General features: G+C 68.9%; 9 protein-coding genes. 5 read left to right on the top strand and 4 right to left on the bottom strand.

What is annotated here, in order from left to right:
- The 4 genes from AQJ58_RS45995 to AQJ58_RS24715 form a co-directional block, all read right to left on the bottom strand.
- Positions 1–165, bottom strand: a 165-nt coding sequence (locus AQJ58_RS45995; protein WP_159056290.1) for a transposase, incomplete at its 3' end; no start/stop codon positions are given.
- A 236-nt stretch (positions 166–401) separates the two neighbouring features.
- Positions 402–1877, bottom strand: a complete 1476-nt coding sequence (locus tag AQJ58_RS24725; protein ID WP_067253648.1) for a cellulase family glycosylhydrolase — start codon at positions 1875–1877, stop codon at positions 402–404.
- 211 nt (positions 1878–2088) lie between these two features.
- Positions 2089–3249: a cellulose-binding domain-containing protein gene (locus tag AQJ58_RS24720; protein WP_420712182.1), complete on the bottom strand. Its 1161-nt coding sequence runs from the start codon at positions 3247–3249 to the stop codon at positions 2089–2091.
- Positions 3250–3273: 24 nt separating this feature from the next.
- Positions 3274–4446, bottom strand: coding sequence for a cellulose binding domain-containing protein (locus tag AQJ58_RS24715; protein ID WP_234360277.1), 1173 nt, complete (start codon positions 4444–4446; stop codon positions 3274–3276).
- A gap of 2834 nt (positions 4447–7280) precedes the next feature.
- Here AQJ58_RS24715 and AQJ58_RS24710 point away from each other — a divergent pair.
- The 5 genes from AQJ58_RS24710 (at position 7281) to AQJ58_RS24690 (ending at position 15968) form a co-directional block, all read left to right on the top strand.
- Entirely contained in the window at positions 7281–8708 is a 1428-nt protein-coding gene (locus tag AQJ58_RS24710; RefSeq protein WP_067253641.1) for an arabinofuranosidase catalytic domain-containing protein, read from the top strand.
- A gap of 219 nt (positions 8709–8927) precedes the next feature.
- The gene (locus AQJ58_RS24705; RefSeq protein WP_067253638.1) at positions 8928–11336 is read left to right on the top strand and encodes a ricin-type beta-trefoil lectin domain protein; all 2409 of its coding nucleotides are present in this window, start codon (positions 8928–8930) and stop codon (positions 11334–11336) included.
- Between the two features lie 68 nt (positions 11337–11404).
- On the top strand, positions 11405–13387 hold the full coding sequence (locus AQJ58_RS24700) for an alpha-L-fucosidase (RefSeq protein WP_067253635.1): 1983 nt from the start codon (positions 11405–11407) through the stop codon (positions 13385–13387).
- 45 nt (positions 13388–13432) lie between these two features.
- Positions 13433–14767, top strand: coding sequence for an RICIN domain-containing protein (locus tag AQJ58_RS24695; RefSeq protein WP_067253632.1), 1335 nt, complete (start codon positions 13433–13435; stop codon positions 14765–14767).
- Between the two features lie 238 nt (positions 14768–15005).
- Positions 15006–15968: an extracellular catalytic domain type 1 short-chain-length polyhydroxyalkanoate depolymerase gene (locus AQJ58_RS24690; protein WP_067253629.1), complete on the top strand. Its 963-nt coding sequence runs from the start codon at positions 15006–15008 to the stop codon at positions 15966–15968.
- The last annotated feature ends 31 nt before the right edge of the window (positions 15969–15999 follow it).

Raw genomic sequence — 15999 nt, 5'->3', positions numbered from 1 at the left:
GTAGCGTTCCGGCAGGTCACGCCAGGAGATCCCGGTGCGGATCTTGTAGACCATCCCGTTGATGACCTGCCGGTCCTCCACGCGGGGCCGCCCTGTCGCGGCCCGGGGTATCAGCGGAGCGAGTAACTCCCACTCCTGGTCGGTGAGTTCATGACGACGTACCACAACACCATGATCTCCCACCCGGATGATCTTTGAAGACGGACCCTAGGATGCGACAAACTCGTCATCGCCTACCAGGCCGCACTCCACCTCGCCGCCATCCTCAGCTGGGCACGACGCTGGCCGAGGAGACAGAACCTAGACGAGCAGCTGTAACCCAGCGGCGGTGGGCCACCGAGCACGATCTCCGCACAGGCCGGTGCGCCGTCGACGACCCGGGCGAGAATCTGGGCACTCGGTTATGGGGTCGGGTAGGGGGCTTGGCTGATCAGGTGGGCCCTCAGCCCCTCTCCTACGCCGGGTTCCGGGGTGCCCGCCCAGTCCTTGATGAGCACGCCACCACTGCTGCATCCCCAGGGGTTCCAGGTCCACGCGAGATAACTCATGTTGTGCGCGTCGGCCCAGTCCACCAACTGCTGCATGTAGTCGAAGCCGCAATTGTCCTGGCCGAACTCACCGATGACGACGGGCACGTGCTGGGCGAGCGGCGCGACTTGGCTGTCCCAGCAGGACACTGTCACACAGGCGTTGAAGCTGTACGAATGCCATGACGCGGCGATGTTGTTCAGCGGGTCGGTCGGCATGTGCGTCAGCCACTCGCGCATGTCGTTGGCCCATTCCAGGCCACCCAGCATGAGGACGTTGGTCGCGCCGGTGGCCCGGACCGCGTCGACCAGGTCCTGCATGCCGGCCGTCTCGTACGGGAGGCCCGTGCAGGTGCCGCCGTCGCGCCAGCACTGCCAGCCGACGGTCTTGTCCCAGCCGGCGGCGATCTCCGGGTACGGCTCGTTGAACAGATCGAGGACGACGGCGTCATTGCCCTTGAAGGCGCCTGCGACACCGGTCCAGAACTGGGGGGCGTACTGCGCGTCCGGCATGGGTTTCTGGCAGGTCGCGGTGGCGTCCTTGCAGTGCCAGTCCGGCCCGTTGGTATAGGCGCCCCGCGTCCAGTGCAGGTCGAGGATCGGGGTGATGCCATTGGCAACCAGCAGGTTGACGTAATCATTGACGCCCTGCTGGTAAGCGGTCCCCTTGGGCGAGCCGTTGAGGCCGAGCCAGCATTCCTCGTTCAAGGGCACACGTACCGCGTGGATGTTCCAGGTCTTCATCGCGTCGACGGAAGCCTGGTCGACCGGGCCGCCGTCCCACAGTCCCTTGCCCTGAACACAAGCGTATTCACCGCTGGAGCGGTCCACGCCCAGCAGCCGGTACGGCTTGCCGCTCGCGGTGACGATCTTGTTGCCGGAAACCTTCAGCTCCGGGGCCGGACCGCTGGGACCGCCGGTCGGAGTGGTGGTGGGGCTGGGGGTCGGGGATGTCACCGAGCCGGTACAGGTCACGCCGTTGAGCGCAACCGATGCGGGTTGCGGATTGGCGCCCTGCCACGCACCGTTGAACCCGATGGACGCCGACCCGCCCGTGTCCAGCGTCCCGTTCCAGTCGAGGTTGGTGGCGGACACGTGGGTTCCGGACTGTGCCCAGGTGGCACTCCAGCCGTTGGTGACCTTCTGGTCGGAGTTCGGGAAGTCGAACGTCGCGGTCCACCCTCGCACGGGGGAGCCGAGATTGGTGATGTCCAGGTCCGCGGTGAACCCTCCCGGCCATTCGCTGTGCACCTTGTAAGCGACCGAGCAGCCGGTGGCGGCTGCCGATGCGGGCAGGGTGGCGAGGGCAAGGCCACCCAGGATCAGTGCACCGGCGGCTCCAGTGGCCATTAAGGTGTGACGACGTTTCACCTGGTCTCCTTGTTGCGTAAGGGATCGATGAGGTCGATACCCATCTGATCGACGGACGGGTGAGCCAGGGCCCACGCCGAGGGCCTGCAGCTGACCGGTCCACCAGGCGGGTGCTGAGCGCCGTACGGCTCAAGGAATCAACAACTGCCGCGCGTTCAGATCCTGTCGTCCCGGCACGTCCATGCGGGCGTCAGCAGCCGATCGGTGAGGAGCCCAGGGCCACGTCGTCGAACCAGAGAGTGTCGTCCCCGGTGCCGTAGCCCTCCCAGCCCAGGCGCAGGCCGGTGGGGCGGGGAGGGGTCCTGCGGGCGAGCCACTGCCCGTCGACGTTCTGGGTCGGCACCCCGTCCACGTGGAGTCCGGCGATCTCCTGGTCGTCGACCCAGGTGCGCATGGACTGGGCGGTGGTGTCGAGCTGGTACCGCAGGCACAGCCACCGGCCGGTCGCCAGCGGGGTGCTGAGCGCGACACCCGCCGGGCTCTGTTCCGGCAGCGTCGCGTCGTCGCGTTCGCGGTTCCACTGCAGCGCGCCGTTCTGCCCGCCGACGCGCAGCGCCTTACCGCCCTGCGAGGCGTCCGGCATGGACACGAAAGTGACATGGTTGATGGGCAGGGCGGTGGTGTGCCGGACCCGCATCCGCACGTACACCACGGGCCCGACGGAGGACAGATCGCGGGTGGAGGCTGCGAAGACGTGGTTGCAGTAGCCGGCGCCGCCGTCGACGCGCAGCGACCTGGTGCCGCTGTAGGAGACGGACGTGTCGACGCTGACCCTCCCCGTTCCCTGGCAGTCGGGTGCCGTGGTCTGCCAGTCGCCCGAGGGCACGGTGCCCCTCTGGTCCTCGAAGTCGGAGCAGATCGTCGCCCCGGCCCCGGCGCATTCAGCCGGCGCCGTGGATGTCGGCGTCGGCGTCGGCGTGGGAGTCGCGGTTCCGCCGCACGGAGCGCCGTTGAGGGTAAAGGCGGTGGGGGCGGGGTCGGCGGTGCGCCAGGTGCCCTGGAGACCGAAGTCCACGGACCCGCCGGCGGTGAGCACGGCATTGTGCGCGGCGTTCACGGCGGTCACCACGCTGCCCGACTGGGTGACCTGCGCGTTCCAGGCGGACGTGACCTGCTGGTCGCCGCCGTAGGCCCACTCCAGCCGCCAGCCGTTCAGGGCGGCGCTGAGATTCGTGACGCGGATCTGGGCGGTGAAACCGCCGGACCACTCGTTGGTGGTGTACGTGACCGTGCAGCCCGTCGGCGCGCCCTGTGCGCGCGACGTCGCGATGGCGGGAAGGGCAACCGCCACCACGGTCATCACCAATGCCCACAGAGGCAGCCGGTGGCGGCGCACGCGTAATGAAGTCATGCCGTGATCACTCTCTCGCGGGAGTCAGGACGCGGTGCAGAGGAGTGTGCCGAGGTCTCGGTCGTCGCCGTTGAGCGTCATGCCCCAGGTCGTCGACGCGCCCGGCGCCAGGGAGCCGTTGTACGAGGCGTTGTGCACGGTGGTGGCGGGGCGGGACGGATCCACCACCGCGTTCCAGCGGTTCGCCACGGTCACACCGCCCGGCAGGGTGTGGTGCACCGACCAGCCGGTGACCGGCCGGGACCCGGTGTTGGTGACCGTGACGTCGGCCTGGTACCCGCCCTGCCATGAGCCGGTCAGCTTCCACTGTGCCGTGCAGGCGGTGTTGCCGGAGGGGCTCGGCGCGGGAGTGGGAGGCGGTGTCCCTCCGGAGGTGTCAGTGGTGTAAGGGACGGCGGTGTAGTCCTGCGAGCAGCCTCCCGCGCAGCCTGACGGCAGCGAGAAGGAGTACGTACGGCCGCCGCCCAGCCAGGCGTCGGCGGCGTCGCGGATCCGTATGGTGAAGTCGCTTCCGCCGGAGGCCGTCGCGCCGATTACATAGGACTGCCCCATGTCGCTGTTCATGGTGGCGTCGGTCCAGGTGCCGTTCGCCAGGTACTGGATGCCGTGGACGCCGTTGGGCAAATGGGAGACGGCGATGGCGGGCCAGTACCGCTGGGCTCCCCTGAGGAAGCCGATACGGATGTCGCCGCTGTAGTCCGGGGCCGGGACGAAGCTCCAGGAGACATGACGGTTGTTCCAGTGGTCCGGGTACATCGCCCCCACGGGGGTGCCGTTGATCCGGAAGCGGTTGAGGGAATCGGTCGCCAGGTCGAGGTGGTTCGGGTCGTCCCGGCACCAGGCGTTGGAATCGGCACAGCTGTCCGCGACGAGCATGGTCAGGGTGGCCCCGTTGTACTTGTCGGCCACCCAGGAGCCGTTGCGGCAGAAGGGCTGGCCAGGGGCGCCGTCGTTGGTGCCGGAGCAGTAGTCCCCGATAGTGACCTTGACCCAGCGGCCGCAGTTGCGGCCGTTGTCGAAGGCACCCTTGATCGGTGCCTTTGAGTCCGGCACTGGGCGCGGGTAGGAGCCCGAGTAGTCGCCGGGTGTGTCGAACACGTTGAGCGCCACGAAGTCCTGGCTGTCCAGTTCGCGCTGCGGCAGACCACAGCCGCCGTAAGGGCTCCCGAGCCCGTTGAAGTGGGTCGCGTTGCCCAAGACCTCAGCGGCGGCGGCGCTCGCGACGGGCGGCTGGGCGGCCGCGGCCACGACGGGTAACGCGGCACAGCAAAGCGCTGCCAGCAACACAGCAAGGCGCTTTCGGGCGGGCGAGCGGTGGATCGAAAGAAGCTGCATGGGGGGATCCGCCTTCTTCGTGACGGGGCGCCGTGACGTTCGTGTGGGACTCCTCTCGGAGTGAGGGGAGTGAGGGGAGCGAGCGCTGGAGCACCCCTTGTGGGAGCGCTCCCATAGTCTCTGTATCCGGGACTGTAGAAGAGGGCCATGACCCTGACAAGGGGTCGCGTTCCGCCGTGTACGCGGTGCTGGCGATGGGGGACCACGGTCCGCCAGCAGGTGCGGACGGTGTGTTCACCATCGAGCCAGCGGATGGCGGGCCCGTCGGGCCGGGACCGGTGATGTCGCGGTCGGTGCCGACGTCGCACACGAGGGCGACCAGGGCGAGGAGGGTGGTGGTGGCGCGCTGGTCGAACCGGGCAAGGAACTGGTGAATGAGAGCGAGCCTTGCCACCCCGCTCCTTCGGCGACGTTGCCTGGGCTCGATACCGGCGTATGTCACTGTGGACGAAGGTTCTGGCCCGTCGCTCTCCCCGTGGTGACGGGCCAGTCCCGTGTTCAGCGGGCGAGGGTGACGGTGATGGGCTGGTCGGGATCTGGCGATGGGCTGGGTGAGGGCGGCCTGTTTGATGGGGTGGAGTGGCCCGTTGCATGGGGATCAGCCGTCGATCAGTGAGAACGTCGGCTGCGGGCCGGTGGCTGTGCCAGTACCTATCTGGGACTGCGCAGGTCAGGGCAGGCAAGCAGCGGGGGAGGGGCCTGCCGATGGAAAAGCTGCCGGTGATCTTGGAGCTGGCATGGTTGGTGTGGGCGCGCTCGGAGCGTCCTGCGGATGGGGCGGTACGAGCACGCAGGTGCCCGGCGGCGCATGCGGCGGGCCGGCGCGTGGCGGGCCCCCGGCGGACGAAGCGCGCCCGCATGTCATGAGCCGGGGGGACGGCGTCGGGGCGGCGGGCACCCGCACGCGTTTCCGTCTCACGTACACCGGACGGTGTGGAGGCAACCGATTCCGCGCAAGCGCTTCGACGAAATGGCACGACCGGTGGGTTGGGGGCAATGGCGACCGCGCGGCGAAAGCGGTGCCGGAAGCGCGCACCGGGGTCTGCGCCGCTTCCGGGCAGTGCCCTCGGAACCGGCCCACAGCCCCGCGGGTTCGGCGGCTTCCTTCCCTGCTCACCGGTATGACCAGCGATCTACCGCGCGAGCTGCCCGCCCGTCGGAAGCAGCCATGAGGCCGGTCACGTTCGCAGGGCGGGCGGTCACACCGCCGTCCGCCCGCCTCCACCCCGGAGCGGTTCGGGTGCCCTGTTCCGTCCCGAAGCGCTGGAATCAGCCGTCGAATCGATTCCGCGACAAGGTTCGCCGCAGGGGGGTCCGCACCCCTTGACAGCCCGCGGAGCCGGGAGCACCGTCTCCCCCCGAAACCTCTCTGTCATCTCACGCCCACGGCACCACAAGCGCTTCCGCATGGGCGCCACGCCACGATCCGATCGGGTTGCGCCGACACGGTAGGAGATCAGATGGGAAACACGCGTACAAGACAGCGCCTGCTGTCCGCGCGCGACGGTGTGAAACGGTTGTTCGTGAGGGTGCGGTGCCGGGACGGTCCGGCCCGCTCACCGGAGGGGGCACCCGTCTCTTCGCGGGCGCGCTCGCCCGGCTCCCGGGTGAAAGCCTCCGCCCGGGTGGGGGCCGCAGCCGTGTTCGTCGCCGGCACGCCGACGGCGCCACGTCCGGCGGCCGCGCCCACCACGGTGGGGGGCGTCCGACGGGTGGCCGGGACTGCAGCGGTGGCTTCGGCGGTCGGTGCGGGCCTTGACCTGAAAGGGTCCAGCCCGTGTCGGCTCAGCGTCGGTCACGGCCATTCGTCACCGGATGCGGGCGTCCGCGGGCACCCGGCGGGTACCTGCCGGGATCTTCCCGACGCCCGGCCCGATCGCCCGAAGGTTCCCTCTCGCCCGACCGCAAGGAGACTGATCCTTCATGCCCTGGCCCGGAGAGCCCCGTCGCCGCAAGTCTCAGACCTCGGCCACCGGTGTGCCGGCCGGCACCTCACCCGGGGCTCGCCGACGCATCGGCCCCGTCCGCTCACGCGGCTTCCGGCACGCTGGGCACGGCCGGTACTTCGGCACGGCAGCGGACGCGGGGAGGCCCGGCCATGGCACGCGGACGGAGATTCGGGATGCCGATGGCGGCGTGCGCACCAGCGCCGACGGGCGAGCCGGAACGGCGACGGTCCGCGCACCTTGACCAACGTCGCCTCCGGCCGGGCGCTTGGAGGCTCCCGCCGGGCAGAGTACCCACGGGGCCCCCGTCCGGATCCGGGACTCCATCCACGGCGCCGACCGGCACCCGGACCTCAGGTGAGGTGATCGGCGCCAAGCGTGCGCGCCACCCACTGAATCGCCTTCGGCGTACGGAACGAACACCCGCGCCCGGCACGGCCGCCGTCGCCGGGACGCGGTTTCGCCATGCCGTCACAGCGGCCCAACCATCCATAGACATGGGATGGATATGGCTCAGGTGGGCGGAAAACGCCTATTGACAGGGTCAGAGGCGTGTGGAATCACTATCGGCATGGGATGTCTGAGGGTTTCCTGTGGATGCTCTGGGTGTCCCGGCACCTTCTGACAGGTACGGCACTCTCTGTCCCTTCCCCCACACATCCAAGGAACAGAATGCAGCCTTCATCCGTGCCGCCCCGGAGCCCTGCAGCTCCCGGACGACGCTTACCGGCGGCCGCCACCGTATGCGTGATGACACTGCTGGCCATGCTGCTGGCGACCGCTCCGTCCTGGCCGGCACCGGCGTCGGCGGCGACCTTGGTGAGCTCGGCGTCGGGGCGATGCCTGGACGTCAAGGGCAACCTCGATACGCCGGGAACGGCGTTGGACATCTGGGACTGCAACGACCGGGTCAATCAGGCGTTCGAGTTCACGTCGGGGGGTGCTTTGAGGACGATGAGCGGCACCCGGTGCGTGGACGCCTACGACAACCGGACGACACCCGGAGCCCCGGTGGTCATCCGGTCGTGCGACGGGCGGCCGACCCAGGTGTGGCGACAGAACCCGGACGGATCCGTCACCGGTGCGGCGTCCGGGTTCTGTCTGGACGTCAACGGGGCCGGCACGGCCAATGGCACCGCGGTCATCCTGTGGACCTGCAACGGCCAGAGCAACCAGAGGTGGAGCACCCCGGCACCTCCGCCTCCGCCCGGCGGGTCGGGCCCGTGCGACATCTACTCCGTGGGCGGAACACCGTGCGTGGCCGCGCACAGCACGGTGCGGGCGCTCTACGGTTCGTACAGCGGCGCCCTATACCAGGTCAGGCGCTCCTCGGACAACACGACCCGGGACATCGGCGTACTGGCGCCCGGCGGCTTCGCCGACGCGGCGGCGCAGGACTCGTTCTGTGCGGGTACCTCATGCGTGATCACGGTTGTCCGCGACCAGTCAGGGCACGGCAACGACCTGTGGTACCAGGGATCGGCCCAGGTTCCCGGATCGAGTCAGAGCAGCCCCGCGAAGGCGACCTCCGAGTCGCTGACCGCCGGGGGCACCAAGGCGTACTCGCTGTACATCAATCCCGGGAACAGCTACTGGCGGGACGGTCACCTGACGGGTGTGCCGACCGGTGCCGCGCCCGAAGGGGCGTACATGGTCACCAGCGGCACCCACGTGAACGGCGGCTGCTGCTTCGACTACGGCAACAGTGAGACGACCCGGAAGGCCGACGCCGCCGGGGCGATGGACGCGATCAACTTCGGTACCGAGTGCTGGTTCGGCGGCTGCGCCGACAGCGGTCCCTGGGTGCAGGCCGATCTCGAGTGGGGCCTGTACTCCGGCGGCAGCCAGTCCTGGAACCCAAGGCAGCGGGCTTTTCCCAGCAAGTTCGTGACCGCGATGCTGAAGAACAACGGGACGTCGAGGTTCGCTCTCAAGGGCGGCAACGCGCAGTCCGGCGGCCTGACCACCCTGTGGGACGGCGGACTTCCCGGCGGATACAGCCCCATGAAGAAACAAGGAGCCATCGTCCTGGGGAGCGGCGGTGACTGCTGCAAGCCCGGCGGCGGCGCCAACCTGAGCGCCGGCACCTTCTACGAAGGAGCCATCGTCGCGGGCTACCCCTCCGACGCGACCGACAACGCGGTGCAGGCCAACATCACCGCCGCCGGCTACCGCTGAGCTCCTTTCACACCCGAGGCCGCGGTCCCCAGCGGTCCGTGCCCGGACGTCCACGACGCCGACGGCAACGCGGGCCGGCAACCGGACCAGCGGCCGTGCAAGAACGCGCCGGGCACCAACCAGGACTTCCTCGTCCGCTGACCTCTCTGCCACCGGGTCCCGCGGCCGGACCGCCACAACCGGCCGCGGGACACCCCCGACCTGCGAAAGGAACCCACCGTGTCAGCATTCAGGCGGTTGTTCCGGCGCCTGCGCGCCTCGACGGCCGTGCTCGCGGGCCTCCTCCTGACCGCCGGCGGCATCGTGGGCACGGCCGCCGGGCCGGCCCAGGCCGCCACCTCCGTCACGATCAACGGCGCGTCCGGCGGCCGGACCTTCGACGGCGTCGGCGCGATCAGCGGCGGGGGCGGCAACAGCAGACTCCTGATCGACTATCCCGAGCCCCAGCGCGGCCAGATCCTCGACTACCTTTTCAAGCCCGGTTACGGCGCCTCCCTGCAGATGCTCAAGGCGGAGATCGGCGGCGACACCAACTCCACCTCGGGAGCCGAGCCCAGTCACCAGCACACCCGGTCCGACCTGAACTGCGACCGGGGCTACGAATGGTGGCTGATGGAGCAGGCCAAAGCGCGCAACCCCGACATCAAGCTGTACGGGCTCGCCTGGGGTGCGCCCGGCTGGATCGGTGGCGGGAACTTCTGGTCCACCGACATGGTCAACTACGCGCTCTCGTGGCTGGGGTGCGCCAAGCAGCACGGGCTGAGCATCGACTACCTCGGCGGGTGGAACGAGCGGGGCTACAACGTTTCCTGGTACCAGCAGCTGCGCGGCGCGCTCAACAGCAACGGCTACGGCAGCGTCAAGATCGTCGCGGCCGACTCGGACTGGGCCGTGGCGAACGACATCAACGCCAACCCGGGGTTCGCGTCCGCGGTGAGCGCCATCGGCACGCACTATCCCTGTGGCTACCGGTCGTCGCAGTCCAACTGCTCGGTGCCGCAGGCCGCCATCACGTCCGGCAAGCCCCTGTGGGCGAGTGAGAACGGCTCGGACGACTACAACGGGGGAGCACAGGCCGTGGCCCGCGGCATCAACCGCGGTTACATCGACGGACGGATGACCGCCTATCTCAACTGGCCGGTGGTCGCCGCGCTCACACCCAACCTGCCGTACCCCACCATGGGCCTCGCCCTGGCCTCGCAGCCGTGGTCCGGCTCCTACGCGATCGGCAAGAACACCTGGGTGATGGCACACACCAGCCAGTTCACCGCGCCCGGGTGGCGTTACCTCGACTCCTCCAGCGGCTACATCGACGGCGACCGCAACAACGGAAGCTACGTCTCACTCAAGTCCACCAACAACTCCGACTACTCCACGATCATCGAGACGATGGACGCCGGCAGCGCTCGGACACTGAACTTCAACGTCACCGGGGGGCTGTCGACCAGGACCGTCCACGTCTGGTCCACCGACGTCAGGTCCGGCAACCCGGCCGACCACTTCGTGCACGCCACGGACATCACCCCGTCCGGCAGCAGTTTCAGCCTGACCGTCCAGCCCGGCCACATGTACACCCTGACCACCACCACCGGCCAGGGTAAGGGCACCGCAACCGGTCCTGCCAAGGGCGCGATGAAGCTGCCGTACAGCGACTCCTTCGACGGCTACGCCATCGGCACCGAGGCGAAATACCTCATGGACTGGCAGGGCGCCTTCGAGGCGGTGGGCTGCGGCGGCGGCCGCAGCGGAAAGTGCGTGCGCCAGATGAGCCCGCAGAAGCCGATCACCTGGGACTCCCTGACCGATCCGCACGCCCTGCTCGGTGACGTGGGCTGGGGCAACTACACGTTCTCGTCGGACGCGCTGCTCGAACAGCCCGGATACGTCGAACTGATCGGCCGTGCGGGCGGCCACGACTACGACCGTGGCGGAGGGCAGAACGCCTACCGCCTGCGGGTGAGCGACACCGGGGCCTGGTCGATCCTGAACTCGAACACCAACGGCACCGTCTCCACCCTGGCCCGCGGCACGACCGCCGCGCTGGGCACCAACCGGTGGCACACCCTGGGCCTCACCTTCTCCGGTACCACGATCACCGCGGTCGTCGACGGTGCCACGGTCGGTTCCGCGAACGACCGCACCTGGGCGACCGGGCAGATCGGCTACGGGACCAGCCAGGGAGAGACGGCCCAGTTCGACAACCTGTCCATCACCCCCGGCAGCGGCGGAAACGACGGCGGTACGACCGGCGCGATCGTCGGAGTCGCCTCGGGCCGGTGCGTGGACGTACCGAACCAGTCGCACACGGCCGGCACCCAGGTGGCGCTGTGGGACTGCAACGGCGGCAGCAACCAGCAGTGGACGAACACCCAGGCCGACGAGCTGCGCGTCTACGGCAGCGACTGCCTGGACGCCGCGGGCCAGGGAACCACCCCGGGTACGAAGGTGGACATCTGGGACTGCACCGGCGGTGGCAACCAGAAGTGGACGTACCACGCCGACGGCACGATCACCGGTGTCCAGTCCGGCCTGTGCCTCGACGCCACCGGCGCGGGAACGGCCAACGGCACCCTGCTGCAGCTGTGGACCTGCAACGGCAGCAGCGGCCAGAAGTGGAGGCGCGACTGACCCGGCGACCGGTTGACCGTCGCCAACTCCCCGATCTCCCGTGTCGTTCCCCCGAGAGGCCCCCTTCCATGTCTTCCTCTTCCCTGCCGCTCAGCCGACGCCGACTGCTGGCGGCGGCCGGCGCGGCGACAGCCTTCGGCCTGCTGCGGTTCGCCCCCCGGGCCGCCGCGACCGACGGCCCCGGAAGCTACACCGCGAGCTGGTCCTCAGTGGATCAGCATCCCCCGGCCCCGGCCTGGTTCCAGGACGCCAAGTTCGGCATCTACTACCACTGGGGCGTCTTCAGCGTCCCAGCCTTCGGGAACGAGTGGTATCCGCGCACCATGTACATCGGCGGCTCGGCGGAGAACCGCCACCACATCGCCACCTACGGCGACCCCTCGGCATGGCCATACCACAACTTCATCGACGGTGCCCGCGACAAGGCCGGCAACTACGTGCAGTTCGCCCCCAGACTCGTCTCCCAGGGCGGCAGGTTCGATCCGGAGGCCTGGGCGCGGCTGTTCAAGGCCGCGGGCGCCAGATTCGCCGGACCGGTCGCCGAACACCACGACGGCTTCTCCATGTGGAACAGCCGCTCCAACCCGTGGAACTCGGTCCAGCATGGCCCGAAACTCGACCTCGTGGGACTGCACGCCCAGGCCATCCGCGGGCAGGGGCTGAAGTTCATGGCCTCGCTGCACCACGCCTACAACTTCAACGGCTACTACGACCACGTGCCGTCCCAGTCGGACCCCACGCTCCGCATCCTCTACGGCCAGCAGGGCTCGGCGGCGGAGAACAAGCTCTGGTACGACAAGCTGGTCGAGGTCATCGACGGCTACCAGCCGGACCTGGTCTGGCAGGACTTCGACCTGCACCTGGTGCAGGAGTCCTACCGGCTCCAGTTCCTCGCGCACTACTACAACCAGGCCGTCGCGTGGAACAAGGACGTGGTCGCGACCTACAAGGACGGCCTCAACAACAAGGGAGAGGTCTTCGACTTCGAGCGCGGCGGCCCGGCGGGGCTGCTCACCCCCTACTGGCTGACCGACGACAGCATCTCCTCCTCCAGCTGGTGCTACACGGTGGGCATCGGCTACTACTCGACCCAGGCACTGCTCCACTCGCTGATCGACCGGGTCAGCAAGGGCGGCAACATGCTCCTGAACATCGCTCCGATGGCCGACGGCACCATCCCTTCCGGACAGCAGTCCATCCTGCTCGCCATGGGCGACTGGCTCAGCCGTTTCGGAGAGGCGGTCTACGGCACCCGCTCCTGGGCCAGTTACGGCGAGGGCCCCACCAAGATGGGCGGAGGTTCGTTCAGCGGACCGGTGGCCGGCAAACCGCAGGACATACGGTTCACCCGCAGCCGGGACAACAAGGTCCTCTACGCCACCGCGCTGGGCTGGCAGGGCGGGACCATGACCATCACGACCCTGAACTCCCAGCAGATCAACCTCAGCAGCCTGACCGGTGCCGAACTGCTGAACAACACCGCCGGCACATACATCGACCTGCCCGCGCCGACCCAGGACGCCGCGGGCCTGCACCTCACCATGCCCTCGTCCAACCCGCCGTTCAGCGCCCTGGCGTACACGGTCAAGCTCACCTTCTCCGGTGAGATCCCCGTCCTGGGCGCGCCGGGCGGCTCCACGACCTGGGTGAAGATCGCCAATGCGACCAGCGGACTGGTCCTCGACAGCGGGGGCAACGTCGCATCCGGCGCCAACCTCAAACAGTGGAACTACGACGGCAGCACGAACCTGCAGTGGCAGCTGATCGACCTCGGCAACGGCTACCACCGCATCGTGAACCGCACCAACGGCATGGTCGCCGACAGCTACGGCAACTCCGCCAACGGCGCCCCCGCCCGCCAGCAGGCCTGGAACGGCGGCAACAACCAGCAGTGGTCGCTCACCAGTCTCGGTGGCAATCGCTACCAGATCGTCAATCGGGGCACCGGAACGGCTCTCGACGGCAGCGGCAGCACCACCGCCGGCTCGACCACGGTGATGTGGACGCCGAACTCCAGCACCAACAACGCATGGACTATCGCAGCCGTCTGAGCACCAGCTCTGTGTTCATCCCCCTACCACGGAAGAAGGAGCCGTATGAAACGCACACCGCTCTTCCTGTCCATCGCGGCCGCGTTACTTCTGGTCCTGACAACTGCGGGTACCTCGATCAGCAGTACCCTGGGCGCGCCCGCGCCGGCCACCAAGGCGGCCGCCGCGGCGAGCGCCGGTTGTGGCAAGCCCCCGGCGCTGACCAGTGGCAACCACACGATTCAGAGTGGCGGCCAGAACCGCAGTTACATCCTGCGGGTCCCCGCCGGCTACGACAGCAACCGCCCCTACCGGCTGATCTTCGGCTTCCACTGGCGGGGCGGCACCGCGAACGACGTCGACTCGGGCGGAACGGACGGGTACAACTGGTCCTACTACGGCCTCAGGCGCCTGGCGGACAACGCGAACAACGGCACGATCTTCGTCGCCCCCCAGGGCAACGGCAACGGCTGGGCCAACCCCGGAGGCCAGGACCTGGCCTTCGTCGACGCCATGGTCAACCAGATCGAAGCGGGCCTGTGCGTCGACACCACCCAGTTGTTCGCCGGCGGCTTCAGCTACGGCGGCGGGATGTCGTACGCCCTCGCCTGTTCCCGGGCGACGGTCTTCCGCGCGGTCGCGGTCTACTCCGGCGCCAACCTCAGCGGGTGCAACGGCGGCACGCAGCCCATCGCCTACATGGGGCTGCACGGCATCAGGGACAACGTGCTGCCCATCTCGCTGGGACGGGAACTGCGCGACACCTTCGTCCGGAACAACGGCTGCACCCGGCAGAACCCGCCCGAGCCCGGCCAGGGAAGCCTGAGCCACATCCTCACCTCGTACTCCGGATGCAGGTCCGGATACCCGGTCGTGTGGGCCGCGTTCGACGGCGGCCACGACCCCGGTCCCCTGGATGGTTCCCCCGGCAGCGGCTGGCGCACCTGGACGTCGGCGGCGGTGTGGCAGTTCTTCACACAGTTCGGCTCGAACACGACACCGCCACAGCCGTCCGACAGCCAGAAGATCGTCGGCCAGCAGTCGGGGCGCTGCCTCGACATCAACAACTCCACCACGGCCAACGGTACGCAGGCACAACTGTGGGACTGCAACGGTGGCTCCAACCAACGGTGGACGCATACCGCCGCAAAGCAGCTGGTTGTCTACGGCAATAAGTGCCTGGGTGTCGGCCAGGCAGCGGGCAACGGCACCCCCGCGGCGATCTGGGACTGCAGCGGGCAGGCGGACCAGCAATGGAACATCAATCCCGACGGCACGATCACAGCAGCGCAGTCGGGGCTCTGCCTGGACGCGAGCGGCCAGGCGACCGGCAACGGCACCAAAATCCAGCTGTGGAGTTGCTCGGGCGGAGCGAACCAGCGCTGGCGCCTGGAGAACTGACACACGGGCCGGGCTCGCACGACACCGTACGGGCCCGGCCCGACAGACAACCGGGGGCGCCGGCCTCCGCGTACACGTCGTGGGCCGGGACCCGCTTACCACGCCGGGCGACGACCCGCCCCGGAGTCGCCCTCCACCGGCACCGGCACCGGCACCGGACGCCCGACCGCCCGATGCGAACCGCCGGCGGGCGAGCCGCTTCCCGGCCCGTAACGATCAACGGAAACGAGGTTCACTTGTGAGACGCACTCTGCGTGCGGCCCTGGCGATGGTGTTGCTGCCGCTGGCCGCAGTCCTGACGCTCCTGGCGCCCCAGCCCGCGGCAGCGGCGGGTCTGACCCGCATCACCGGCTTCGGGAACAACCCCACCAACCTCAACATGTACCTCTACGTGCCCGATCACCTGGCTTCCAGGCCGGCCCTGTTGGTCCTGGTCCACTACTGCGGGGGCTCGGCCGGGGGAATCTTCGGCGGCAACGGACACGACTACGTCTCCGCCGCCGACCGGTACGGTTACATCATCGTCCTGCCCGAGGCCACCCGCGACGGGCACTGCTTCGACGTCTCGTCACCGGCGGCGCTCAAGCGCAACGGCGGCAGCGACTCCACCGGCATCATGTCGATGGTCGGTTACACCCGGCAGCGCTACAACGTCGACCCGGCTCGCATCGTCGTCAGCGGTTTCTCGTCAGGGGCCATGATGACGAACGTGCTGGCCGCCGAGTACCCAGATGTCTTCAGTGCCGCCTCCGCGTTCTCCGGGGTGCCGGCGGGCTGCTTCGCCACCAGGGACGGTTCCCAGTGGAACAGCCAGTGTTCCGGTGGCAATGTGCGCAAATCGGCGCAGCAGTGGGGGGACCTGGCTCGTTCCATGTATCCGGGCTACACCGGTCACTACCCGCGCATGCAGGTGTGGCACGGCACCACCGACACGACCCTCGCCTATCCCAACTTCGGCGAAGAGATCAAGCAGTGGACCAACCTCCACGCCCTGAGCCAGACACCGACCGCCACCGACCGGCCGCAGTCGGCCTGGACCCGGACCCGCTACGGCGGCACCGGCGCGCAGTCCCCCGTCGAAGGCATCAGCATCGCAGGCACGGGCCACACCCTGCCGCAGGGCGGAATGCTCGCCTACGCCGTCACCTTCCTCGGCCTCGACAGAAGCGGCCTCACCACCCCAGCCCCCAGCACTTTCTGAGCGCTCCGTGCGGTGGGCGCCCGCAAGTGGC

The sequence above is a fragment of the Streptomyces sp. DSM 15324 genome, from assembly GCF_001514285.1.
GTDB lineage: Bacteria > Actinomycetota > Actinomycetes > Streptomycetales > Streptomycetaceae > Streptomyces.
Note: the sequence above shows the minus strand (reverse complement) of the source record. Positions and strands in the feature narration are given on the sequence as shown.